Source organism: Natronolimnohabitans innermongolicus JCM 12255 (assembly GCF_000337215.1).
Classification (GTDB): Archaea; Halobacteriota; Halobacteria; order Halobacteriales; family Natrialbaceae; genus Natronolimnohabitans; species Natronolimnohabitans innermongolicus.
This window is the reverse complement of the sequence record NZ_AOHZ01000041.1, coordinates 126,827-150,129: the sequence shown is the minus strand read 5'-3', so window position 1 is coordinate 150,129 and position 23,303 is coordinate 126,827. Positions and strand designations below refer to the sequence as shown.

At 63.6% G+C, this 23,303-nt stretch carries 21 protein-coding genes; 10 read left to right on the top strand and 11 right to left on the bottom strand.

Annotated elements, in window-relative coordinates:
- Positions 1–868: 868 nt before the first annotated feature.
- Positions 869–1,126 (top strand): hypothetical protein, encoded by a 258-nt coding sequence (locus C493_RS08425; RefSeq protein ID WP_007259009.1) that lies wholly within the window; start codon positions 869–871, stop codon positions 1,124–1,126.
- A gap of 89 nt (positions 1,127–1,215) precedes the next feature.
- On the opposite strand, the gene C493_RS23225 is transcribed toward C493_RS08425, so the two are convergent.
- Positions 1,216–1,446, bottom strand: coding sequence for a hypothetical protein (locus tag C493_RS23225; RefSeq protein WP_007259008.1), 231 nt, complete (start codon positions 1,444–1,446; stop codon positions 1,216–1,218).
- A 171-nt stretch (positions 1,447–1,617) separates the two neighbouring features.
- Between C493_RS23225 and C493_RS08415 the strand changes: the two genes are divergently transcribed.
- Positions 1,618–2,430 carry an Nmad3 family putative nucleotide modification protein gene (locus C493_RS08415; protein ID WP_007259007.1) on the top strand — a complete coding sequence of 271 codons (813 nt, stop codon included), beginning with the start codon at positions 1,618–1,620 and terminating at the stop codon, positions 2,428–2,430.
- An 18-nt stretch (positions 2,431–2,448) separates the two neighbouring features.
- On the opposite strand, the gene C493_RS08410 is transcribed toward C493_RS08415, so the two are convergent.
- Positions 2,449–2,796 (bottom strand): DUF7344 domain-containing protein, encoded by a 348-nt coding sequence (locus C493_RS08410; RefSeq protein WP_007259006.1) that lies wholly within the window; start codon positions 2,794–2,796, stop codon positions 2,449–2,451.
- A 203-nt stretch (positions 2,797–2,999) separates the two neighbouring features.
- Between C493_RS08410 and C493_RS08405 the strand changes: the two genes are divergently transcribed.
- Positions 3,000–3,563: an acyltransferase gene (locus tag C493_RS08405; protein ID WP_007259005.1), complete on the top strand. Its 564-nt coding sequence runs from the start codon at positions 3,000–3,002 to the stop codon at positions 3,561–3,563.
- Between the two features lie 171 nt (positions 3,564–3,734).
- Here the strand turns inward: C493_RS08405 and C493_RS08400 are convergent, their stop codons facing one another.
- Complete coding sequence (locus C493_RS08400) at positions 3,735–4,904, bottom strand: NAD(P)/FAD-dependent oxidoreductase (protein WP_007259004.1); 1,170 nt, start codon at positions 4,902–4,904, stop codon at positions 3,735–3,737.
- Between the two features lie 128 nt (positions 4,905–5,032).
- Complete coding sequence (gene rocF / locus C493_RS08395) at positions 5,033–5,950, bottom strand: arginase (RefSeq protein WP_007259003.1); 918 nt, start codon at positions 5,948–5,950, stop codon at positions 5,033–5,035.
- A gap of 120 nt (positions 5,951–6,070) precedes the next feature.
- On the opposite strand from rocF, the gene C493_RS08390 reads away from it, so the two are divergent.
- The 3 genes from C493_RS08390 to C493_RS08380 all read left to right on the top strand — a co-directional run bounded on the left by C493_RS08390 (position 6,071) and on the right by C493_RS08380 (position 8,519).
- Positions 6,071–6,751, top strand: a complete 681-nt coding sequence (locus C493_RS08390; RefSeq protein WP_049889230.1) for a metal-dependent transcriptional regulator — start codon at positions 6,071–6,073, stop codon at positions 6,749–6,751.
- Between the two features lie 157 nt (positions 6,752–6,908).
- Entirely contained in the window at positions 6,909–7,841 is a 933-nt protein-coding gene (locus tag C493_RS08385; RefSeq protein WP_007259001.1) for a ZIP family metal transporter, read from the top strand.
- 144 nt (positions 7,842–7,985) lie between these two features.
- On the top strand, positions 7,986–8,519 hold the full coding sequence (locus tag C493_RS08380) for an Rrf2 family transcriptional regulator (RefSeq protein ID WP_007259000.1): 534 nt from the start codon (positions 7,986–7,988) through the stop codon (positions 8,517–8,519).
- 178 nt (positions 8,520–8,697) lie between these two features.
- Here the strand turns inward: C493_RS08380 and gyrA are convergent, their stop codons facing one another.
- From gyrA to ggt, 5 genes are all read right to left on the bottom strand, one after another.
- On the bottom strand, positions 8,698–11,193 hold the full coding sequence (gene gyrA, locus C493_RS08375; protein WP_049889229.1) for a DNA gyrase subunit A: 2,496 nt from the start codon (positions 11,191–11,193) through the stop codon (positions 8,698–8,700).
- A gap of 17 nt (positions 11,194–11,210) precedes the next feature.
- Positions 11,211–13,142, bottom strand: a complete 1,932-nt coding sequence (gene gyrB, locus C493_RS08370) for a DNA topoisomerase (ATP-hydrolyzing) subunit B (protein WP_007258998.1) — start codon at positions 13,140–13,142, stop codon at positions 11,211–11,213.
- 31 nt (positions 13,143–13,173) lie between these two features.
- Positions 13,174–13,533 (bottom strand): hypothetical protein, encoded by a 360-nt coding sequence (locus C493_RS08365; RefSeq protein ID WP_241430889.1) that lies wholly within the window; start codon positions 13,531–13,533, stop codon positions 13,174–13,176.
- A 97-nt stretch (positions 13,534–13,630) separates the two neighbouring features.
- Positions 13,631–14,068 (bottom strand): universal stress protein, encoded by a 438-nt coding sequence (locus C493_RS08360; RefSeq protein WP_007258996.1) that lies wholly within the window; start codon positions 14,066–14,068, stop codon positions 13,631–13,633.
- A 102-nt stretch (positions 14,069–14,170) separates the two neighbouring features.
- Positions 14,171–15,925, bottom strand: coding sequence for a gamma-glutamyltransferase (gene ggt / locus C493_RS08355; protein ID WP_007258995.1), 1,755 nt, complete (start codon positions 15,923–15,925; stop codon positions 14,171–14,173).
- Between the two features lie 270 nt (positions 15,926–16,195).
- Between ggt and C493_RS08350 the strand changes: the two genes are divergently transcribed.
- The 4 genes from C493_RS08350 (at position 16,196) to C493_RS08335 (ending at position 20,270) form a co-directional block, all read left to right on the top strand.
- Positions 16,196–17,434 (top strand): NRAMP family divalent metal transporter, encoded by a 1,239-nt coding sequence (locus C493_RS08350; protein ID WP_007258994.1) that lies wholly within the window; start codon positions 16,196–16,198, stop codon positions 17,432–17,434.
- A 183-nt stretch (positions 17,435–17,617) separates the two neighbouring features.
- Positions 17,618–18,397 (top strand): sulfite exporter TauE/SafE family protein, encoded by a 780-nt coding sequence (locus C493_RS08345; RefSeq protein WP_049889228.1) that lies wholly within the window; start codon positions 17,618–17,620, stop codon positions 18,395–18,397.
- Between the two features lie 68 nt (positions 18,398–18,465).
- Positions 18,466–18,894, top strand: a complete 429-nt coding sequence (locus C493_RS08340; RefSeq protein WP_007258992.1) for a universal stress protein — start codon at positions 18,466–18,468, stop codon at positions 18,892–18,894.
- A 125-nt stretch (positions 18,895–19,019) separates the two neighbouring features.
- Positions 19,020–20,270 (top strand): hypothetical protein, encoded by a 1,251-nt coding sequence (locus C493_RS08335; protein WP_007258991.1) that lies wholly within the window; start codon positions 19,020–19,022, stop codon positions 20,268–20,270.
- Positions 20,271–20,334: 64 nt separating this feature from the next.
- Here the strand turns inward: C493_RS08335 and C493_RS08330 are convergent, their stop codons facing one another.
- Both C493_RS08330 and C493_RS08325 read right to left on the bottom strand, forming a co-directional pair.
- A complete protein-coding gene (locus C493_RS08330) occupies positions 20,335–20,805 on the bottom strand; it encodes a response regulator (RefSeq protein ID WP_007258990.1) in 471 nt (156 codons plus the stop codon).
- Positions 20,806–21,247: 442 nt separating this feature from the next.
- Positions 21,248–23,194, bottom strand: coding sequence for an MEDS domain-containing protein (locus tag C493_RS08325; RefSeq protein WP_007258989.1), 1,947 nt, complete (start codon positions 23,192–23,194; stop codon positions 21,248–21,250).
- Between the last annotated feature and the right edge of the window lie 109 nt (positions 23,195–23,303).

The window sequence follows — 23,303 nt, the reverse complement described above, 5'->3', positions numbered from 1 at the left end:
GCACCCACGAGCGGCGGTCGACTCGAGTATCGGATCGAACGTCTCGCACCACCGATCGTCGTTCGCGTGACGGACACCAGTCGTCACGGCGTCGCGATACGAGTTCTCGCCACCGCAGTCGGATGCTGTCGAACACAGTGATTGTCTGGTACATATAGGTGGGGTATCGTCCGCGAACTGGCACCGACACGCGGTTTCAGTTTCGATAATTAGCGTCCGATAGAACCCCTCCAACGGTTGCTTGAACGCCTCGAGCGACCGTGATCGCCGGGAAAACCGCTCCCGTCTCGCTCGAGTGCTCGCGGGCCGCCATCGCTGTTCATAGCGCCGGTCGGCGAGTCCGCTCGCCACACCGAGTCGAAACGAGTCCAGCCGGCGTCATCGCTGTGTGCCCCGGTTCGAGACGCGCCGTGAAAACGTGGGTACACCCCATCGGCACGATCTGACCAGCAATACGATTGGGCGCTCCACACGGATGATCCCGGCGTTCGGTTGACGGGAACTGCCGGAACCAGTTAGCAAGACAACACCTCCGGCATTAATTCTGTTGGTTAGGTGGGGAAGACAACGTCTGACAGACTCGACATCGTCCGATTTGCACGACTCGCCGATCCGACGCCGCCACACACTCACGTCCTGTCCGCGATTGGCCCGGTGCTGACGGCCGGCGGTCCGGCCCCCACCCGCCGACCGGCAAGTAGATTCAAGTCACAGCGGTCACAGGATCACCTAGAGCTCGGCCCATGCGATCCGTACTCGACGCCCCTCACCACGACGTCGTCCGATCCGTCGGTCGGTGTTTGTCAGTCGGAACGTCCCTCGAGGGCGACCAACGGTCCACGGGGTTTCACCGAGGAGGATCGCGCTGATGTTCGGCCTCGAGAGTGCCCTCTCACAGCGCGTCACGAAGACCACGCTCTACCGCGTCGTCGGCTGGGGACTGCGCTGCTACGTGGCCTCCCTCCTGATCGTCGGGAGCTACAGCTTACTCTGGACGCTCGAGTTGGCCGGCGTCGTCTCAGAGACGTGGCTCTCGGTGATCTGGACTGCCATCGCCGCGATGGGGGCGCTGTTTCTCGTGTTGTTGCTCCCGCTGTTCTACAGTTCGCAGTCGACGAAGTGGTGATCGAGCCGCGTTTCTCGAGCCGAACTGTTCGAGTTCGGTATTGCCGGCGTCGCCGCTTACGGCCCTGTGAACGACGACGTGGACGTTGGTTACGCTCGCGGCTGTGGTCGGCCGTCGTCCGCGTCGGTGGCGATCCCGTCGTCGGTTCCTCCGGTTTCGACGTCGGCTCGCTCGCCGACGACATCGAACGCGTCTCCCCCACAGGAGCACGTCGTGCCGGTTCCGATCGGCCGAATCGATCCGTCGGCGAGAATTCGCACCGCGAGTGCGCTTTGACACTCTCGACAGATCGCGAGCGACCGGTCCCCCTGTACTGGCATAGCCACCTGTATTTCGAGGTATTATTTCAACATTTCGAACCTGAAAGAACTGTTCAACCAGTTGAAAATAGTTCGTTCATCGTACGACACGGTCGGCGACGACGGATGCTGATCGAGCCGTTCTCGCTCGCATATCGGCGGCTTTAGGACCGTCGTCGCCGAAACGCGGCTATGACGGTCGTCCTCGCTGGTGTCGGTGCCGACAGCACGAACCTCGGAACTCTCGCGCCGCTGTACGACGACGGGCGCTTCGAGTACGTCCCGATTCCCGAGAAAACCGCCGACACCGACGAAACCGAAACGCTCGGGTCGTGGGAGCTCCGCGCAACCGACGGAACTGCGGCAGCCCTCACGAACCGTATCACACCTCAGCCGATCGGCGAGGCCGAACGAACGCTCACCGGCGACGAACTGGCCGAGTGGCCCCTCCATCGCGACCCGAACTTCGCGGCGCTCACCTACGGCGAACACCGAACTAGCGGCTACGTCTCTCGGCTCCGCACACTCGAGCCGGGCGACGTCGTCGGCTTCTACGCCGGGCTTCGCCGTCCCGGTGGCGAGCGCGCCCACCGCTACCTGATCGGCTACATGACGGTCGACAGGGTCGATGTCGTCACCCCTGAACAGTCCCGCGACGAACGCGAGGCGATTCTCGCCGCGCATCCGGACAACGCCCACACCAAACGCGCTCGCGACGGAGCGTGCTACCTCGAGAAGCCGGTCGTCCTCGTCGACGGTCGCGAACCCGGTGGGCTGTTCGAGCGCCACCCGATTCGGCTGAGCGAGTACTACGTCAAATCGGGGAACGAACGGGCGCAGTACTATCTGCGCGAATCGGTCGCCGTGGAGTGGGACGTCCGCGCTGGCGGGGAGAATATGATGTACAAGCCCGCCTACCGCTGTGGAATCTCCGGATCGACGTTTCGCGATCGGGTCGGTATCCCGGGCGAGCGGTCCGCAACTGATGGCGTGATCGGCGGCTGACGAGCGACTCGCGTCGACTCAGTCGCTAATTGCCTCGAGATCGATCGAGGGCTCGAGGTGGTCGACGAACGGTTCGATATCATCGAAATTTCGCCCGGTTTCGATTTCACCGATACGTGGTTCGTACGAGACGACGTCGTACTGATCGAGTCGCGGTAGGTGATTGTGAACCAGTTGAATCGTAATCGAACGAGTGCTCGTTGCGTCCGTTGCTGATCGTCGTTTCCAGGTGACGATTCCGTCGGCGAGTTCTGTCGTCGTCGCTCGGCCAACGACGGAGAGATGCCAGAGGAGATATTCGCGAACGTCGTCGGCGAGCAGTGAATAGACCGTGTCCCGTTGGAGTACGTCTGGCTGGGGCGCCATTGCGACCTCACAATTCTTCCCGTCCCGAACAACAGTTGGGCCTAACTGGTTGGGTTGTCGTCAATTGTGTCCGGAAAAAGACCAGTGATACTTCGAACTGGTCACAGCTCGATCAGTATCGGCAGTATCGAGGCCGAATTCGACGTACGTCGTCGTCGACCCGACCGGGCAGTTTGATGTACCGAGAGAACTTATCACCGGTAGTGACCGACGAGACCGAGTCCCGACATGACCGCGTTCGAACGCATCCCACTCCGGGCACGGGTAACTCGCTGGCCGGCTGGCCACGCGCTCGCCATCCTCTCCGGGTCGCCGTCTCCTACGTTCTCGTCTGGCTGATCCGGATCTCTCCGAGTCTTCGATTCAAGCGCTTCCTCTTGCGTCGACTCGGTGCCACCGTCGGCCCCGGCGTCTCCTGGGGGCTCGAGGCGACGCCGGACGTCTTCTGGCCCGAACTGATCACTGTCGAGCGGGAGGCGGTCATCGGCTACGACGCGACGATCCTCTGTCACGAGTTCTTACAGGACGAGTACCGGACGGGAGAGGTCGTCATCGGCGAGCGTGCGATGATCGGAGCCGGTGCGATCGTCCTCCCCGGCGTCGAGATCGGTGCAGAGGCCCGCGTCGCCGCGAATTCGCTCGTCACGCGGGACGTGCCGCCGGGAACCACCGTCGCGGGCGTCCCGGCTGAACCGATGGGCTCGAGCGACGCGACGACCGCTGGTGACGACAAACCCGAATCGGACGCCGAAGACGAGTCTCGGTGACGGACGGTTCGTCGTTCGATACTCGTCGTCCGCCGTTCGCTCGCGGCGTTCTCAACCGTCTCCGAGTTGCCGTCCGTCGCTGCTCCGTCTCTCGACGGGAGGACTCGAGCGTCGATCGAAAACGGCAGGCCGCAGTCGAGAGAAATCGAGAAGAATCGAGGGGCGCTCGCGTTAGAGCGACGACCAGGACTTGCGCGCTTCGTTCCAGGAGGTGATGCTGGCGATCCACTTGGCGGCGATCATCTTCTTCAGGTTCTTCGCGGGGATGCCGCCGAAGGTATCGACGGGCAGGGAGACGCCGAACGCCGGCTTGACCTCGTGGGCGACGGCCTTCTCGCCGACCGAGATGACGGTTCCTTTGTCCTCGAACTCCCAGGTCTTCAGCGGGCGGTTTTCGATGGCGCGGGCGATGTTCTCGCCGGCGACCTCCGCGGCCTGCCAGGCGGCCTGTGCGGTCGGCGGTGCGGGCTGGTCGCCCTGGTCGATGATCGCCGAGTCGCCGACGGCGAAGACGCGCTCGTCGGAGGTCTGGAAGTTAGCCGCCGTGTTGACGCGGTTGTGTTCGTTCTCGAGGTCGGCGTTGCCCATCGCGTCGCGGCCCGTAATGCCGCCGGTCCAGACGAGCACGTCGTGTTCGAGCGGTTCGCCTTCGTCGAATTCGATGACGTCTGCTTTTGCCTCCGTGATCGGGTCGTCCGTGTGGATCTGGACGCCCGCGTCCTCGAGCAGGTCGCGAAGCGCCTGCTGGATTTCGGGGTCGTTGCCGGGGAAGATCTCCTCGAGCGCCTCGACGAGGTGGATCTCGATCGGCGCGCGGTGGTTGTCGCGGAACTCCGCGATTTCGCCGGCGGTCTGAATTCCCGAGAGACCGGCGCCGCCGATGACGACCTGTGCGGGCTCGCTGCGGGTGGCGTCCTGGCTCGCGGTCGCGACTTCCTCGTGAATCTCGAGGGCGTCGTCGAGACTCTTGAGCGTCAGGGAGTGTTCCTCGAGACCGGGGATGCCGTAGTAGGCGGTCTGAGTGCCGAGCCCGACGAGAACGTAGTCGTAGTCGACGTCGTCGGTGTCGGCGAGTTCGACGACCTGTTCGTCGACGTCGAGGCCGACGACCTCGTCCTGAATGAATCGGGTCGACGGATCTGCGATCTCGTCGACGGGGAACGTGATGTCCGACCGAACGTCCGGATCACGAATCGCGCGGTGTGCTTCGTGAAGAACCAGGTGATAGTCGACGTCTGCAATCCAGGTCAGCCGTGCGTTGCCCCCGAGCTCCGACTGGAGCTTGTTGATCGCCCCGGCACCGGCGTAACCGGCCCCGAGTACGACGACGTTCTCAGTCATACCTACTATTCCGAAACCCTCCGATACAAAGGTGTTGGAACGATCATGCACGTGGTACGTGTTTGCACGCAACACGTAGACACTGCTTACTGTTCCGCTGGCGGTACCGTTTGCAAAGTATGAGGGTTCTAGAGAATTCGCTTGCCGAACGCGCTCGCGGTGAGTTCCGCCGCGATCGTCGCCGTCTCGTTGCCCTCGTCTAAGATGGGGTTGACCTCGACGACGTCCATCGATCGCACGACGCCGTCTCGTTCGTGGTAGCGTGAGACGATCTCCATCGCGGCGTGGGCCTCTCGGTACGTGGCGCCGCCGCGAACGGGCGTTCCGACGCCGGGTGCGGTCTTGGGATCGACCCAGTCCAGATCGAGGCTGACGTGAACGCCGTCGGTACCGTCGGTCGCGACGTCGAGAGCGTCCTCGACGACGGCGGTCACGCCGCGCGCGTCGATATCGGACATCGTGAACGCGGTCACCTCGCTTTCTCGGACCAGTTCGCGCTCCCGCTCGTCGATACTCCGGAGGCCGACGTAGGCGATCGACTCCTCGCGGACGCGCGGCGCGTGGGCCCACGCCATCTCGTCGAAGGCGCCGCGCCCGAGGACCGCCGCGAGGGGCATGCCGTGGACGTTTCCGCTCGGCGAGGTTTCGGGCGTGTTCAGGTCCGCGTGCGCGTCGAACCAGACCGCCCCGAGGTCGGCCTCGCGGGCGGCCCCGCGCATCGATCCGACGGCGACAGAGTGGTCACCACCCAGGACCAGCGGGAACTCGTCGTCGGCGAGCGCGCCCGCGACGCGGTCGCTCAACCGATCGCTGACGTCTGCCACCTCCCGGAGGAACTTCGCGTTTCCGCGAGCGGGCGTTTCGGCGTCGGGATCTCGCTCCTCGGCCCGCGGGATCGATAAGTCGCCGGCGTCGATCACGTCGATGCCCGCCTGCTCGAGCCCGTCGGCCAGCTCAGCATATCGGATCGCCGACGGGCCCATGTCGACGCCGCGGCGGTCGGCTCCGTAGTCCATCGGCGCCCCGATGATTCTGACGGTCGTCATGGACGAGACTCCCACGCGGAGGGGTTTGACCGTGGTGGTCGACCGTCGTTTCGACGCCGAGTGCGAATACGACGCTGCGGCGGAAGATTTAGGGTTAGACGAGGCTAAACGCGATGTACGATGATGCTGAGCGACGTGATGGAAGACTACCTCAAAGCGATCTACCAGCTTCAACGCGAGACCGACGAGCGGATCAAGACGTCCGCGATCGCCGAGGAACTCGAGGTCACGTCGCCGACCGTCACGAGCATGCTCGACAAACTCGAGGAGCGCGGACTCGTCGACCGCGAGAAGTACCGCGGCGTCACCCTGACCGACGAGGGCGAGACCGTCGCCCTCGAGGTCGTCCGCCACCACCGCCTGCTCGAGGCCTACCTCACCGAACACCTCGATTACGACTGGGCGGAAGTCCACGAGGAGGCCGACCGCCTCGAACACCACATCAGCGAGGACTTCGAGGCTCGCGTCGCCGACGCTCTCGACCAACCGACGGTCGATCCACACGGCTCGCCGATCCCGAGCGCCGACCTCGAACGGCCCGAACGGCCCGACGGCAAGTCCGTCACGGAGTACGAGGAAGGCGACGTCGTCACCGTCGAGGAGGTCGCCGACCGCGACGCCGAGGTTCTCACCTACCTCGCCGACCACGGCGTCGAACCCGGCGTCGAACTCGAGATCGTCGAGGTCGCTCCCTTCGGCATGATCACGGCGCGCTCGAGTCGTCGCGACGGCACCGTTTCCCTTCCCGAGTCGATCGCCCACCACGTTCGCGTCGCACAGCCGGCGGAAGTCGACGGCTGACAATCGGGTTCATATTCGTTCACCGTATCCGACATTCAGTACGTTTAGATTCCGTCTAGCGTCGGTTCGGTGGAAAAGCTATAAGTTTAGACCGCTCTAATCTTCCGGCAATGACTGATCGAGTTTCTGTTTCGTCGGCGGACGGTGATCGTCCGCTATGAGCGATCGATCGATGTACGATCTGCCTCGCTGGCTGCTAGCGATCGGTCCCGTGCTCGTTTTGGGCGTGGTCTTCGGACTCATTTATCTCACCTCTCCGTTCAGCGGTATCACAATGGGGACCGAAGCGAGCACGCTCGAGATCCTCTGGATGCTGACGATCATCGGTGCGGTTGCGGGCATTATTCCCGTCGCGATCGGAATGCTCTGGTTCCCGTTTATTCGCGATCTTAATCCGCGGTATCTCCACGCATTCATGGCGCTTGCGGCCGGCGTCCTCGCGTTTATCGCCGTCGAGATGACCGAAGACGTCTTCGAGCACGCCGGCGACGCCGAGAACACGGCGCTCGCGCTCGGACTCGGCGTTGCGGGTGTTGCCGGCACGTTCGCCGTCATGTACCTCGCGAGCGAGTGGCGCCAGCGAAAGATGGCCTCGGTCGAGAAGAGCGGCCTCGAGATCGCGTACCTCGTCGCGCTCGCGCTCGGACTCCACAGCATCGGCGAGGGACTCGGTATCGGGACCTACTTCATCCTCGACGAGCCGACGCAAGTGATGTTACTGGTGTTGGCCTTCGTCATGCACAACGTAATGGAGGGGCCGACGATCGTCGCTGCGGTCGCCCGCGAACGGGAAACGCCGCCGTTCCGCCACTTTATGGCGATGGGACTCATCGCCGGCGGTCCCGTTATTCTCGGGGGCTGGATCGGTAGCTTCGGCCAATCTGACCTGCTGGCCGCACTCTTCTTCGCCATCGCGATCGGGGCGATCCTCCAGGTGCTGATCGAAGTCGCCGACCTCATCCGGTTCGACGCCGAGGCCGTCCTCACCCGGATCAACGCCGCGACGTTCTCGGTCGGATTCGTCCTCATGTTCCTCCTCGAGGACGTGCTCACCGAACTCGTCCTCGAGGGGTGGCTAGTTCCGGGCTGAGTCACCCACCACGAACGAATATCGAGTCCTGATTCCGGAATCGAAACAAAACGCCTTACTACAGCCGGTTCTAACGTCATATTCCACACGTTACCGCTCGGCTCACCCGTCGGGTTTAAGGAAATCAATTACGAACAACTCAGTATGTCATCCATCGAACTCACCCCCAGCCAGAAGAAAATCCTGCGCGCGCTGACGAACCTGCACAAGGAATCCGAGGCCGCGATCAAGGGCGAAGACATCGCAGAACAGGTCGATCGTAACCCCGGAACGATCCGAAACCAGATGCAGAGCCTCAAAGCGCTCCAGCTCGTCGAGGGTGTACCCGGACCGAAAGGTGGCTACAAGCCGACCGCAGCGGCCTACGAAGCCCTCGAAATCCAGCAGATGGACGACCCCGCTTCCGTCCCGCTGGAACACGAGGGCGAACCCGTCGAGGACGTCATCGTCGAGGAGATCGACCTCTCGAGCGTCCACCACCCCGAACTCTGCCGTGCCGAGATCCACATGCAGGGCTCGATGGGGGGTATCTCCGAGGACGACGAGGTCATCGTCGGCCCGACGCCGCTGTCGAAACTCGTCATCGAGGGCCGCGTCGACGGCAAGGACGACACCAACAACATCCTCATCTTGCGCATCGACGACATGGTCGCGCCGTCCGAAGAGCCGGCTCACTAACCGCCGACGCGGCGGTTCTCAGTTAACCGGTTTCTCTTCTCTTCTCTTCTTTTTCCCTCTCTCCTGACTCAGCGACCGCACTACCACTCCCACTACCGATCGGAGCGTGTCGACCGACTCGAGTCACAAACCCGTCGCTCCGGGCCGTTGTGAACGGGAAAACGGAGATCGATTGCGGTTAGTTCTCGTCGGCGTCGTCCGCAGCGTCGTCAGCCGCATCGGCAGCGGCTGCAGGAATGTCGTCGACGCTGGCGACCGCGTCGCCGGCCTCGACGTCCATGACGATGACGCCCATCGTGTTGCGGCCGACTTCGGAGATTTCGTCGACGCGCGTGCGGACGATCTGGCCGCGTTCGCTCATGATCACGAGCTGGTCGTCGTCGTCGACCGCCTTGACGGCCGTGACGCGCCCGTTTCGCTCGCCCGTCTTGATGTCGATCAGCCCCTTGCCGTAGCGGGACTGCCTGCTGTACTCCGAGAGGCGGGTTCGTTTCCCGTACCCGTTTCGCGTGACGGTCAACAGCGCCTGTCCGTCCGCTTCGTCGGTCGCGACGAGGCCGGCGACGGCGTCGTCGTCTTGCAGTTTGATCCCGTTGACGCCGCGGGCGTTACGGCCCATCGACCGAACTTCGTCCTCGTCGAATCGGATGGTCATGCCACCCTCGGTGGCGATGACCAGATCCTGGGTTCCGTCGGTGACCTCGACGTCGACGAGTTCGTCGCCCTCCTCTAGGTCGGCGGCGATGATCCCCGTCGAACGGATGTTGTCGAACTCCTCGCCGGCGGTTCGCTTGACGTAGCCGTGGTGGGTGGCCATCGTCACGTACTCGTCGTCACCGAAGGCGTCGGTGTCGACGATGGCCGTGATATCCTCGCCGGGATCGAGGTCGAGGATGTTGACCGCCGATTTCCCGCGGGCCGTCCGGCCCATCTCGGGAATTTCGTAGGTCTTGAGCTGGTAGACTTTCCCCTGGTTGGTAAAGCAAAGCAGGAAGTCGTGGGTGTTCGCCCGGAACACCGTCGAGACGCGGTCGTCTTCCTTGACGTCGGCGCCGATGATGCCTTTGCCGCCTCGACCCTGGGGGTCGAACTGTTCGATCGGCATCCGCTTGACGTAGTCGTCCTCGGTCATGACGACGAAGACCTCCTCTTCGGGAATGAGGTCCTCGTGGGTGACCGTCCCCTGGTCTTCGATGATCGAGGTTCGCCGGTCGTCGCCGTACTGGTCTTTGACCTCGCGAAGTTCGTCTTTGATGACCTCGAGCAGTTCCTGTTCGCTCTCGAGGATGGCGTTGAGGCGTTCGATTTCGGCGGTGACGTCCTCGTACTCGTCTTCGATCTCGGCGGCCTCCATCGACGTTAGACTCCCGAGTTGCATCCGGACGATGTGATCGGACTGATCCTGCGAGAAGCCGTAGGCGTCCTGGAGCGCCGCTTTCGCGTCGGAGCGGGTCTCGCTATCGCGAATGAGATCGACGACGTCCTCGGCGTTCTCGACGGCCTTCAGCCGTCCCTCGAGGATGTGGGCGCGGTCTTCGGCCTCGGCGAGGTCGTACTCGCTGCGCCGGCGGACGACCTCGCGCCGGTGGGCGATGTACTCCTCCAGGGTCTCTTTGAGCGAGAGCACCTGGGGCTGGCCGTCGACCAGCGCGAGGTTGATGACGCCGAAGGTCTTCTCCAGGTGATTCTCGAGCAGTCGGTTCTTGACGATCTCCGTGTTCGCGCCGCGTTTGAGCTCGACGACGATGCGGACGCCGTCGCGGTCGGACTCGTCGCGCAGGTCGGAGATGCCCTCGATCTGGCCCTCGTTGACGTCTTCGGCGATGCGCTCGACGAGGCGAGCCTTGTTGGCCTGGAAGGGCAGTTCCGTGATGACGATGCGTTCGCGACCGTTCTTCCACTCCTCGACCTCGAACTCGGCGCGGACGCGGATGCGTCCGCGGCCGGTCTTGTACGCCGAGTAGATGGCGTCGCGGCCGACGATGTTCGCGCCGGTCGGGAAGTCGGGGGCCTTGACGTGCTCCATCAGATCCTCGACCGTCGCATCCGGATCGTCGATCAACTCGATCGTCGCGTCGACGACCTCACCTAAGTTGTGCGGCGGGATGTTCGTCGACATCCCGACGGCGATCCCCGAGGAGCCGTTGACGAGGAGGTTCGGGAACGCCGAGGGGAGGACGTCGGGCTCTTGCAGGCGGTCGTCGTAGTTCGAGGAGAAGTCGACGGTATCCTTGTCGATGTCCTCGAGAAGTTCCTCGGAGATGGCCGACATCCGGGCCTCCGTATACCGCTGTGCGGCGGCCGGATCGCCGTCCATCGAGCCGAAGTTCCCCTGGCCGTCGACCAGCGGATAGCGCATCGAGAAGTCCTGGGCCATCCGGACGAGCGTGTCGTAGATCGCCTGGTCGCCGTGGGGGTGGTAGTCACCCATCGTCTCCCCGACGATCGAGGACGACTTCCGGTGGGACGAACCGGAGGAGACGCCCATCTCGTGCATCGCATAGAGGATGCGCCGGTGGACGGGTTTGAGACCGTCTTCGACCCGCGGGAGCGCACGACCCGCGATGACGCTCATCGCGTAGTCGATGTAGCTCTGCTCCATCTCGTCCTCGATGCGGACGTTCTCTACCGCTCGTGCCTCTACGTCTGTCGGATCGGGTACGTCTGAACTCATGTAACTACCTCACCAGCTTATATGTCGATCCATTCCGCCTCGGGCGCGTTTTCCTTGATGAACTGCTTTCGCGGTTCGACCGCATCGCCCATCAGGACCGAGAACATCTTGTCCGCCGCGGCCGCGTCCTCGACCGTGATCTGTTTGAGGATGCGGTTGTCGGGGTTCATCGTCGTCTCCCAGAGCTGCTCGGGATTCATCTCGCCGAGTCCCTTGAACCGCTGGACCTGCGAGGGATTGCCGTCGCACTTCTCCGCGACGATCTCGTCGCGCTCGGTGTCGGTCATCGCGTCGTAGGTCTCGCCGCGATAGCGGATGCGGTACAGCGGCGGCTGGGTCGCGTAGACGTAGCCACCCTCGAGCAGCGGCCGCATGTGCCGGTAGAAGAACGTGAGCATGAGCGTCCGGATGTGGGCGCCGTCGACGTCGGCGTCGGTCGCCATGATGATCTTCTTGTAGCGGACGTCCTCGACGTCGAACTCGTCGCCGATCCCCGCGCCGATCGCGGTGATCATGTTCCGAATCTCGTCGTTCTCGAGGATGCGATCCAACCGGTGTTTCTCGACGTTCAGGATCTTCCCTTTGATGGGGAGGACGGCCTGGAACTCGGGGTCACGGGCCTGTTTGGCGCTGCCGCCGGCGGAGTCACCCTCCGCGATGAACAGTTCGGCCGTCTCGGGGTCTTTGGTCTGGCAGTCAGCCAGCTTGCCCGGCAGGGAGGTCGACTCGAGGGCGGACTTTCGGCGCGTCAGCTCCTCGGCCTTTTGGGCGGCCTTGCGGGCTTTCGCGGCCTCGACGGCCTTCGTGACGATGGCCTGGGCGGTGTCGGGGTGTTCCTCGAAGTACGTGCCCAGCCCTTCGTGCATCGCGCTCTCGACGATGCCTCGCACCTCGCTGTTGCCGAGTTTCGTCTTTGTCTGGCCCTCGAACTGTGGATCGGGGTGTTTGACCGAGATGACCGCAGTAAGCCCCTCGCGGATGTCCTCTCCCTTGAGGTTGGTCTCGAGGTCGCCGAGCATGTCGTTGTCCTTCGCGTAGTCGTTGACCGTTCGGGTCAGAGCGGTCTTGAACCCGGTGAGGTGAGTGCCACCCTCGCGGGTGTTGATATTGTTCGCGAAGGCGTGGATCGAGCCCTGCAGTTCCTCGGTGGCCTGCATCGCGACCTCGATCTGGATGTTTTGGGCTTCGTCCTCGAAGTAGATGACGTCGTCGTGCATCGCCGAGCGCGTCTCGTTTAAGTACTTGACGAACTCGCGGATGCCGCCCTCGTACTCGTAGGTGTCTTCGACGACGTCGCCGTCGTCGGTCTCCTCGCGTTCGTCGCGGAGGGTGATCCGAACGCCGGAGTTGAGGAAGGCAAGCTCTCGGAGGCGGTTCGAGAGCGTCGAGAACGAGAAGCCCTCGGTCTCGAAGATGCTGGTATCGGGCCAGAACCGAACCTGCGTGCCCGTTTCTTCGTCGGCGTTCATCTCGCGGACCTCCTGCATGTCGCCAACGGGTTCGCCGCCCTCGAAGGCGTGGCGATGGACGCTGCCGTCGCGTTTGACCTCCGCCTCGAGCCGCTCTGAGAGGGCGTTGACGACGCTCACGCCGACGCCGTGGAGTCCACCGGAGACCTGGTAGGACTTGTTGTCGAACTTGCCGCCCGCGTGGAGGACCGTCAGGATGACCTCGAGGGCGGGGCGTTCGTACTCGTCGTGGGTGTCGACGGGGATACCGCGGCCGTCGTCCGCGACGCTCACCGAATCGTCCTCGTGGATGGTGACGGTGATGTCGTCGCAGTAGCCGGCCAGCGCCTCGTCGATCGAGTTGTCCACCACTTCGTAGACCAGATGGTGGAGCCCTCGAGAATCCGTAGATCCGATGTACATCGCCGGCCGTTTCCGCACGGCCTCCAGGCCTTCCAGAACCTGGATCTGCCCGGCGCCGTACTCGCTTTCCTGGGACATGTAAAACCTGCTTTCGGTTAGCCGCCGGGCCCTAATAAAAGTCACGTGTACGCGCTCGCGCGCGAGCCCCCTCAGCGACTCGAGCGATGACGAGGGAGAGCGCGTAGAAGTAACAGACCGTGAGCACGACGAACGCCCAGTCGGGGGCCCACGGATGAAAGAGGACGTCGAGTATCGCGTGAACTGGCGTCAGTACGAGCGCCAGCAACTGATCGAGTACGGTAAACGGGTATCCAGTCTCGAACCAGTCGGTCGTATATCCCGCGAGCGGACGTCTGAGAAAGTATTGTACCACGAGGAACGCGAGCGCGAGAAACGCCACAGTAGCAGTCTTCCCCGGAATTATCGGTGAGAGTGACTGCTGCAAAGACGGCTTCTCTGACGTCGGCATCGTATCTGGCGACACATCAACTACCCATAAACGTTCGCGTCTCCGCCGCTACCGAGCCGAAAATGCGTCGCTGAACGCGCCGTTGCGTTCGAACTGCTCACCGAACGATCGTCACCGGAACCGGCGACCGGCGGGCGATCTTCTCGGCGACGCTGCCGAGCAGGACGCGACTCGCCCCCGTTCGGCCGTGGCTGCCGACGACGATCAGGTCGACGTCCGACTCCTCGGCGAGGTCGACGATTTTGCGGTCGGGCGATCCGGATCGGAGCTCAGTTCGAACGTTCGGATCGTCCGCCGCCAGGGTCAGCGCACGCTCGAGTACGCCGTTGTTGTCGCCCCTGTCTTCGTAAAACTCGCGGACGTACTCCTCGAAGCCGCCGATGTCGGCGTCCGACCGCGGCGGTCCGTAGGGATGGTCGGCCTCGAGGACGTGAACCAGCGTGATCGTCGCGTCGTCGTACTGCGCTCGGGCGTGGTCGATCGCGTCCCCGGAGGGGTCCGAGTCGTCGATCGGCACCAGCACGTGTCGAACCATAGTATAGTATCAGTATCGTGCGATTTCGGCAAGTCGGCGGGCCCTGCAGATGCAGGTGTCGGGTAGCGACGTCCGTTGCACCGTCTCGCTCGGCCCGATCGATCAGAACCCGATCGCCTGCCCGTCTCGTCGCGGCTCCGAGCCCCCGATCAGCGTGCCGTCGGCGGCGCGGTAGATGAACTGCGCGCCGCCGAAGTGGTGGGCGTCGGGTTCGAAGTACTCCGACTCGAGGCGGATCTCGTGGCCCCGTTCGTGGAGGTCTTCGACGACGTCCTTCGGAAGCCGCGTCGTCTCGAGGGCGACCTCGTGGCCCTCCTCGAAGCGAAAGCGCGGCGCGTCGATGGCGGCCTGCGGATTGAGTCCCGAATCGAGCATGTTGACCAGCAACTGCAGTTGCCCCTGGGGCATCGTCGAACCGCCCATCACGCCGAAGGAGGCCCGGAACTCGCCGTCTTCGGCGAGCATCGCCGGAATGAGCGTGTGGTAGGGACGTTTTCGCGGCTCGATCACGTTCGGATCGTCGGGCTCGAGGGTAAACGAGGTCGCGTGGTTTTGCAGCGTGAAGCCGTCGACGACCAGGCCGCTCCCGAACGGCTTGTAGTGACTGCCGAGCAGCGAGACGGCGTTGCCGTCGCGGTCGACGACGGTCAGGTAGACGGTGTTCGAGGCGTCGCCGGCTTTCGGCTCCCGGTCGCCGACCGTCTCGCCGATCTCGGCCGCGCGCTCGCTCGCGTACTCCTCGGAGAGCTTCTCCTCGAGTGGGATCTCCGCGTCGTCGGGGTCTCCGAGGTGCTCTTCGGCGTCGGCGTAGGCGATCTTGATCGCCTCGATCAGCCGATGCAGACGGTCGGGATCGGTCGGCTCGTCGGGCAGGTCGAAGTTCTCGACGATGTTCAGCGCCTCGAGCGCGACGACGCCGATCGTATTGGGCGGGTGCTCGAGCACCTCGTAACCCCGGTACTCGGTGCTGATCGGCTCGTTCCACCGGCTCTCGAAGGCCTCGAGGTCATCGAGTTCGAGGACGCCGCCGTGTTCCTGGACGCGGTTGACGATCCGCTGGCCGAGGTGCCCGCCGTACATGGTCTCGATCCCCTCGTGAGCGATTCGCTCGAGTGAGTCGGCGAGATCCCGGTTGGTAAACACGGACTCGGGCGGCGGCGTCTCCCCGTCCACGAGGAACGTCTCCCGGAAGGAGTCGAACTGGGCGACCGGCGGCGCGGCGGCCTCCCACTGGGAGGCGATGTACTCGGTGACCGGCACCCCCTGCCGGGCGTGATCGATCGTCGGCTCGAGCAGAGTGGCAAAGTCGAGCGATCCGTACCGATCCGCGAGTCGGTAGAGGGCGTCGACCGCGCCGGGAACGGTGACCGAAAGCGGACCGTAGGAGGGGACGACGGGCGTGCCGTCCTCGTCGGTCTCGTCGGTCAGTTCCCGGTAGCGTTCGACGGTCGCCTTCTCGGGCGCGTAGCCGCTCCCGTTGAGGGCTGTGAACTCGCCGTCGAAGTGCGTGAGCGCGACGACGTCGCCGCCGATGCTCGTCATGTGGGGTTCGACGAACGAGAGTTCGACCGCGACGGCGACCGCCGCGTCGGCCGCGTTCCCGCCCTGCTGGAGGATTCGCGCCCCGGTCTGGGCGGCGAGGGGATGGCTCGTCGCGACCATTCCGTTGCGGGCCATCACGGCCGACCGGCGGCCGACGAACTGCCAGGGGTAGTCGAACTCGCCCGTCGAACGCGGGCTGTACTCGTTCTGTTCGGCGGCGCCGATGCCGTCGCGCGTCGGCGCGTTCGCTCCGATGACGCCCGTCGCCGCCGACTCCGAGCCGAACCGCTCGAGAAACGTTCGTCGATTGGACATAGACATCCTACTCGAGGCGGCTGGTAAACGGTTCTGCAGCCTATTGCAGCCAGCCAGCCGGGGATATCACGGCGGTAAAAAAGCGCGGCCGGCCTGTGCAACGATTGCCATCTCAAGCCAATTCCGGAAACAGGAGACGGTCGATTGGACAGATATGCGAGACAGGAAAGAACTGATGGAGGTTGATTCACCGGCCATTCGCGCGTCGACGGTCGCAGAAACGACCACGGAGACCTCGAATCAAGACGTGACCGGGTGGGTGGGATCCTAATGTCGGAAGCGAACACGACGGTCGACTTCGTTCCCGAGCAGGCAAAGGAGACTATTCATCAGTACGGTCTCGGACTGCTGTTCGCTGCCAATATTTTCGGTGCCGGATCGGTGTACATTCTGACGGAAACGGGGATGCTGTACGGGTTCGCGCTCCTGTGGGTCATGCCGCTCGGACTGGGCATCGGCCTCGTCATGCACGAAATGTCGGCCAGACTGGCGGCCGTCGATCAGCCGCTGATGACGTACATCTCTTCCGCCGTCGGCGAGCGGGCGGGAAAGGCGTTTTCGCTAGGGATATCGTTCATCATGCAGTTCTGGAGCGTCGCGAACTACGCGCTCGCGGGTGCGGCACTCATCTATCTCACGCCGCTTTCGAACCTGTACGTCGGGATCATCATCTCGGCCGCACTGGGGATCGCACTCGTCGAACTGCGGGTGTACAGCCGCGTCGAAGGCGTCATCGCGGCGCTCGTCCTCGCGATCTTCGCCTCGTATATCGTCATCACGGCGAATCTCGGGCCCGAGGTTGGTGCGGTGGCGACCGGCTTCGTCCCCGGCATCATCAACGAGTTCGAGTACATGACGATGATCATCGCGCTGCTCGGGACGACGGTCTACTACCCGAACTTCTTCATCCAGACGAGCATGCAACACGAGAAGTCGTGGTCCGACGTCTCCCGGTACCGCAAGGACCACACCGTCGGGCTCGCGGCCGTCGTCGCGCTTAGCCTCACGGTTATTATCGCCGCTGCCATCGCCTCTCCGGACGGCGAACTGACGTTCCTGGCTCCCGCCGATCCGCTCGTCGACATGGTCGGCTCGTGGGTGCTCGGCGCCTTCATCCTCGCCGTCGGCGCGGCCTCGTTCACCAGCGCCACCGGGACGCTGTTCGCCGCCGGCTTCATGGTGCCCCAGTCGTACGGCATCTCGACGAAGTTCGGCGACGTCCACTTCCGACGGACCGTTCACTTCCTGATCGGCCTCTCGGTCCTGCTCGCGATTCCGATCCTCGCGTTTACCGGATTCACCCCGGTTAGTCTGGCGCTCATGATGCCCGCGGTCAACGGCGTCATCGGACTGCCGCTGACGGCGCTGGCGCTGTTCTTCGCCGTCCGGCACTACCTCGAGCCCTCGCGTCTCGAGCAGGCGGTGTTCGCCACCATCGTCGTCATGATGTTCGTGACGTCGATCTTCACCGCCGAATCGCTGGTGCAGTCGATCGTGAACCTGATCTAACGTCCCGCGGCGATTCTTCATTTCGACGATAAACGGAGCGTTCACTGACGACTTCGTGGCTTCAGTCGTCGGTTACTGACGAGCGACTGAGTGTGCGTTCGGATTTGATCAATAGCTGACCCGAAAGCGTCGAAATCAGAAGAGTTAGTGGAAGCGACGGGGACAACTGAGTGTCACGAACCGATGCTCGGATTTCCGTTCGATCCCGCGCTGGTCCTGTTGCTCGTCTCCCTCTCGTTTTTCGCCGGGATCGGAATCACGACGATCGGGCCGGGCGGGATCTTCGTTACCATCGCGCTCTACTCGCTGACGCCGCTCACCGCGAGCGAGGTCGCCGGGACGGCCCACGCGACGTTCATCGTCACCGGACTCGTCGGCAGTGCAGCCTACCTCCACTCCGGCGAGATGCAAACGGGTGAGAGCCGTGCGATCGCCCTCGTTCTCTCCGTCTCGAGCATCCTCGGTGCGGTCGCCGGCGCCTACGTCAACGCGTTCGTCTCGCAGACGCTCTTCGGGGTTCTGCTGGGCGGCGTTTCGATGGCCGTCGGCGCCATTATTCTGTATCGCGAACGCCGCGGGTTCACCCCGCTGTACGATCTCGATCCGCTCGAGCGCGAGGGACAGTTCGCCCTCGGCGGGCTCGGGTTCGGACTCGGAGTCGCCAGCGGTCTGCTCGGGATCGGCGGACCCGTCCTCGCCGTCCCGGCGCTGGTACTGGTCGGCGTCCCGATGTTGCTCGCCGTCGCCGTCGCGCAGGTACAGTCGATTTTCATCGCGGCGTTCGCGGCCGGCGGCTACGCGCTGCAGGGGTCCGTGATCCTCCCGCTGGCGGTCGTCATCGGCCTCCCGCTGTTGCTGGGCGTGATCATGGGCTGGAAAGTCGCCCACCTGATCGATCCCGAGCGCCTGAAGGTCGCACTCGGCGTCGTGCTCATCGGCGTCGGACCGTACCTCGCACTGTGACCGGCGGCGACCGACGCCAGCGACGGTAGTATACTGAAGTTGCTGTGGACCGATAGCGAACCGTACCCATGCCAGCACGCGTCCTCGTCCCCTTCGACGACTCCGAGCCCGCCCACGACGCTCTCGAGTACGCCATCGACCTCTTTCCCGACGGGGAGTTCGTCGCGCTGACGGTCGTCGACACGACCGCGCTGCCGTTTATCCCCAACAGCGCAGACGACGAGGAGAGCCGGGCCGCACTCGACGAGGTCTTCGAGGACGTCGACGAGCAGCTTACGGTCCCCGAGACGATCGCGAGAGAGCGCGACGTTCCGCTCGAGACCCGCACGCGGATCGGCTCTCCCGCCCAGGAAATCATCGAGTTCGCCGAGAACGAGTCGATCGACCACGTCGTCATGGGCAGTCGCGGCCGCTCGGGGGTCAGACGGATCCTGCTCGGGAGCGTCGCGGAGGTCGTCGTCAGACACTCGGCGGTCCCGGTAACGGTCGTTCGGTGACGTCGACGACGGTCGCTGTACGCATCAACTGGACAACCGAATCGCCCGATTATTCGCGTCTTACACGTTGAAGGCCGTGAATACACCACAATTCACTTATCGCCCGTTGTGGTAGCGCCGAGCGAATGCTTCCACTCGCTGTGCTCGCTATCGCGATCGTCGTACTGGTGATCGCTATCGAGGCACTCTCGTATCAGTCGCTCAAGCGGATCCCGGCCGTCGCGACCGAGGAGTTTCCCGGAATCGATCGGGAACTGCTGGGGAAGTTCAGCAGCTTCGACCCGGAACTCGGCTGGTGTCCCCAGCCGAACCGCGAGAAACAAAAAGACACCGGCGACCACCTTCCGGGGGAGGAGGTGCGGACGGTCGTCACCTACTCGACCGACGAGTACGGGAGTCGGGTCTGCCCGGCTAACGACCGGGAGGAAGACGCCGACGTCACCGTCTCGACGTACGGCGACTCCTACTGTTTCTGTCGAGAGGTCAACGACGACGAGACGTTCCAGCACTACATGGCCGAGGAACTCGACACCCACGTCGCCAACTACGGCGGCGGCAACTACGGGCTCGACCAGTCGCTGATGCGGCTCAAGCGCCAGTACCCCGAGGAGGAGACCGACTACGTCTTCATGGTCGTCACCGCCTCCTCGATCGCCCGAATCCTCTCCGTCTGGAAACACTACCAGGAGTTCGGGAACATTCTCGCCGTCAAGCCGCGGTACGTCCTGGAAGACGGCGACCTCGAGCGAATCGACAGCCCCGTCGACGAGAAAGAAGACCTGCTCGACCTCGAGTCGAAAGCCGACTTCCTCCGGGAGTACGACTTCCACTACGACCACTGGTTCAAGCCCCACTACGCGTCGTTTCCCTACACGACGGATCTCTTCGACGATCCGGAGTATCTCAAGTACGCCGCGATCACTGGGGGTAAGGAACTCGAACGCCGCGCCGGCCGCTCGATTCCGGGAGTCGACTTCGACGAGGCCCAGACGCAGTCGGCGCTGCGGATGGAACAGCCCCGCGTGCGCTACCACGAGCGGCTGTTCGACACCCACGAACCGCTGTTCGACGCGCTCATCGAAGAGTTCGTCGACTACGCCGAACAACAGGGATTCACGCCCGTCTTCGCGATGGTCCAGCAGCTTCGCTACGCGAAGTACGAGTCAGAACACGGTCCGATCTACGGCGACCTCGTCGACCGACTCGACGAGAAATACGACACCCTCGAGACGGTCGACATGGCCCGGCATCTAGACCCCGGCGACGACGTGGAGTCGCTGTACGTCGAACGCGGCGAGGGCGGCCACTACAGTCCGGAGACGAACCAGGAGATCGGAAGGGTGCTGGCAGACATCGTCGAGAACGGGAGCGAATAACGACGGTCCGGGAGTTTCGGTTCCGACGCCGAGTCACCGCCTGTTTCCGGCTGTTTCCGCCGTTTCAGTCCCTGGTTGGCAGCTGAACGGTCGAGAGCCAGAAATCGCCGAACGATCGAGCGAAACTGGCGAACTCGGCTGGCTCCTCTGGCTTCTCCACGTAGGCGTTCGCGCCGAATTCGTACGATCGAGCGACGTCGGTTTCGTCCCCGTCCGCGATTACGAGAAGCGGAACGTGTCGGTTCTCAGGGCGAGCTCTGCACTCCGCGAGCCGCTCGAGGCTGTCCGGACGAAAGAGTTCGAGATCGACGACGACGACGTCTGGTCGCGGATGTTCGTTCGCATCGATGTCCCCAGCGATCGCCTCGAGTACCGCCTCGCTGTCGTTGGAGACGGTCACTCGAGCCGAGGTATCCGCCGCCTCGAGTGCGTCGGTAAACGGTCGCGCGTAGTCGTCGTCCGGAGCCCCAAAGAGGACGTCGACCCGTTCGTCTCGACTCTGGCTTCGGTCGCGGTTGCTGAACGAGCGTGTCATCGGAACCGCGTGGGTTTACGTGGTGCATCCAACCAGCTGCCTGTAGCATTCGACGCCGTGACTGCGGGGGTCGTCTCTGTTGGGCTTACCTTGTCCGTCGAATCGAACGGAACCGGCATCCCATCTGGAACCGACTGTGCGCGTACTCGGTCGCTCGCCATATCGACCCCAGGTGGTGATCGTATATGAATCGGTCGGGATATGATCGAAAAGCAAACTGGCATTTATAATTCGGTTACTCGTCTGATTGATACTCGGTTAGCCGTTTCTAAAGTCGAAGTAACGTTTCACTCGTTCGAGGCTACCTCGAGGACACATCGGGCGGGGTGGTTAAAACCGAACCAGGAGTGGGCCACCGTTCCGATCTCCCGGAACGACTGTCCCGAATTCACGGTCGAATCGGTGGCACACGGCGGTTCGTTCGGCCTGTCAGAACCGACGGTCACGCCGCCGGAAGCGAGAGCGAAAACGTCGCCCCCTCGCCGAGTTCGGCGTCGACCCAGATGCGACCGTCGTGGCGTTCGACGATCCGCTGACAGAGCGCGAGACCGATTCCCGTCCCGTCGTACTCCGTGCGGTCGTGTAGCCGTTCGAATACTTCGAACACGCGACCCGTGTTCTCGGGAGCGATCCCGATTCCGCGATCGTGAACCTCGATAGTGCACACGTCGCCGTTCGATTCGGCGCGGACGGTCACCTGCGGCGGCTCGTCGCCGCAGTATTCGATCGCGTTGTCGAGCAGGTTCTGAAACACCTGTCGAAGTTGGCTCCTGTCTCCCTCGACCTGGGGCAGTGATTCGACGATAATCTCGGCGTCGCTCTCCTCGATTCGAAAGGTGAGATCCTCGAGGACCTCGTCGAGGACGTCGTTCAGATCGACCGTCTCGAAGGGCGTTCCGCGCGTCTCGACGCGGGAGTACGCGAGCAGCGCGTCGATCATTTCGCGCATCCGTTCGGCGCCGTCGACGGCGAACGCGAGGAACTCGCGGGTCTCCTCGTCGAGGGTTCCGCGCGTGCGGCCGTCGACTAACTGCAGGTACGTCGACACCATTCGAAGGGGTTCCTGGAGGTCGTGACTGGCGGCGTACGCGAACCGCTCGAGTCGTTCGTTCGAGTCCTCGAGCCGATCGATCGTTCGCTCGAGGTCGCGTTCGCGGCGGTGTTGTTCGAGTTCGTAGCGGACCCACTGGCCCAGCAGGCGGAGGAAGGTGTGCTCGTCGTCCGAGAAGCCTCGGTTCCGCGGCTCGGCGCTCGCGAAGAAGAACGTCCGGTCGGCGCCGCCCTCGACCTCGACGTGGGTGCCGAGATAGGCCTCGAGACCGAAGTTCCGGTGAACGGTGACGTGTTCGTAGCCCGCGTCGATCGGATCCGTCAGGCTCGCGGTGTCGCTCCGTCGCTCGACCGTCGCCGCGCAGTAGGTCTCCGACAGCGGGAGCGCAACGCCGGGTTCGAAGCGGTCGTGGTCGTCGCTCGCATACTCGATTTCGAACCGGTCCGAATCGGGGTCGACCCGGGCGATGGCCCCGAGCTCGAGTCCAAAGCGGTCGCTCCCGAGGTCGAACAGCGCCTGCAGTTTCTCCTCGAACGGCCGGTTCGGATCCGACGTAATTTCGGTTTGTTGCTGCAGGAACCGCTCCTGTTCGCGGAGTTCGGTCTTCGCTTCCGTCCGCCCGAGTAGCGTTCCGAGCATCCGCTCGAGTTCGCGCGCCGGTCGCTCCGGTCCGCAAAACTCCTCCGGCGGGATATAGTAGAAGTTGTGACAGACTGTGGAGTCGTAGATGAGGTGCGGATGCACCCGGACGACGTCGCAGATCGTCTCCGCCGAAAAGGCCGTCAGGTCGTACTGACAGAGCGCGATGGCGTCTTCCTCGTCGAACAGTTCGTTGACCTTGCTTTCGTAGCGCATACACTCCTCGGTCGTGACGTCCCCCTCGAGGATCCACGACATCTCGGCGGCCAGCCGAAACGCGCCGAACTCCGCCGCCGCCTCGTTGACGGCCGCCTCGTAGTACTCCATCATCCCGTCGGCGTCGAACGTCCCGTTCGAAAGGTACGTCTCGTCGATGGTCGCGAACGCGAGCGCGCCCGTCTCGAGTGCCGCGTCGACGTCGATGCCACCCTCGCGCATCGCGGTCTCGACGTCGGTGCGCGCGTTCTCGGCGACGACGTACAGACACTGTTCGCCGCGTTCGAGTCCCTGTCGAACGAACGGAACTGCGGCGGCGAACTGTTCGGCCTCGTCCTCGTAGAGGAGCGCGAAGTGATCGTTGCAGTGGTTGCCATCGAGTTGTTCGACGGGACCGCGGAACTCGTCGCTCGACTGGAGGGCCTCGATGGGGCTTTCGAGGCCGAGTACGTCAGTGGGGGGAGTGGGGGCAGTGTTGCTCATGAGGGACCTGTGAACGTCGTCGAAACGAGAGCCACGACTAAAAGGGCGCCGGTCGGACCCCTGCGCCCTCAAAAATCCGTGTCAGTGACCGGGTCGTCGTTGACGGGGC

Excerpts from the sequence above, each read along its gene's own strand:
- C493_RS08425 (WP_007259009.1), top strand. The coding sequence starts at position 869 with ATGTTCGGCCTCGAGAGTGCCCTCTCACAGCGCGTCACGAAGACCACG.
- C493_RS23225 (WP_007259008.1), bottom strand. The coding sequence starts at position 1,446 with ATGCCAGTACAGGGGGACCGGTCGCTCGCGATCTGTCGAGAGTGTCAA.
- C493_RS08415 (WP_007259007.1), top strand. The coding sequence starts at position 1,618 with ATGACGGTCGTCCTCGCTGGTGTCGGTGCCGACAGCACGAACCTCGGA.
- C493_RS08410 (WP_007259006.1), bottom strand. The coding sequence starts at position 2,796 with ATGGCGCCCCAGCCAGACGTACTCCAACGGGACACGGTCTATTCACTG.
- C493_RS08400 (WP_007259004.1), bottom strand. The coding sequence starts at position 4,904 with ATGACTGAGAACGTCGTCGTACTCGGGGCCGGTTACGCCGGTGCCGGG.
- rocF (WP_007259003.1), bottom strand. The coding sequence starts at position 5,950 with ATGACGACCGTCAGAATCATCGGGGCGCCGATGGACTACGGAGCCGAC.
- C493_RS08390 (WP_049889230.1), top strand. The coding sequence starts at position 6,071 with ATGATGCTGAGCGACGTGATGGAAGACTACCTCAAAGCGATCTACCAG.
- C493_RS08385 (WP_007259001.1), top strand. The coding sequence starts at position 6,909 with ATGAGCGATCGATCGATGTACGATCTGCCTCGCTGGCTGCTAGCGATC.
- C493_RS08380 (WP_007259000.1), top strand. The coding sequence starts at position 7,986 with ATGTCATCCATCGAACTCACCCCCAGCCAGAAGAAAATCCTGCGCGCG.
- gyrA (WP_049889229.1), bottom strand. The coding sequence starts at position 11,193 with ATGAGTTCAGACGTACCCGATCCGACAGACGTAGAGGCACGAGCGGTA.
- gyrB (WP_007258998.1), bottom strand. The coding sequence starts at position 13,142 with ATGTCCCAGGAAAGCGAGTACGGCGCCGGGCAGATCCAGGTTCTGGAA.
- C493_RS08365 (WP_241430889.1), bottom strand. The coding sequence starts at position 13,533 with ATGCCGACGTCAGAGAAGCCGTCTTTGCAGCAGTCACTCTCACCGATA.
- C493_RS08360 (WP_007258996.1), bottom strand. The coding sequence starts at position 14,068 with ATGGTTCGACACGTGCTGGTGCCGATCGACGACTCGGACCCCTCCGGG.
- ggt (WP_007258995.1), bottom strand. The coding sequence starts at position 15,925 with ATGTCCAATCGACGAACGTTTCTCGAGCGGTTCGGCTCGGAGTCGGCG.
- C493_RS08350 (WP_007258994.1), top strand. The coding sequence starts at position 16,196 with ATGTCGGAAGCGAACACGACGGTCGACTTCGTTCCCGAGCAGGCAAAG.
- C493_RS08345 (WP_049889228.1), top strand. The coding sequence starts at position 17,618 with ATGCTCGGATTTCCGTTCGATCCCGCGCTGGTCCTGTTGCTCGTCTCC.
- C493_RS08340 (WP_007258992.1), top strand. The coding sequence starts at position 18,466 with ATGCCAGCACGCGTCCTCGTCCCCTTCGACGACTCCGAGCCCGCCCAC.
- C493_RS08335 (WP_007258991.1), top strand. The coding sequence starts at position 19,020 with ATGCTTCCACTCGCTGTGCTCGCTATCGCGATCGTCGTACTGGTGATC.
- C493_RS08330 (WP_007258990.1), bottom strand. The coding sequence starts at position 20,805 with ATGACACGCTCGTTCAGCAACCGCGACCGAAGCCAGAGTCGAGACGAA.
- C493_RS08325 (WP_007258989.1), bottom strand. The coding sequence starts at position 23,194 with ATGAGCAACACTGCCCCCACTCCCCCCACTGACGTACTCGGCCTCGAA.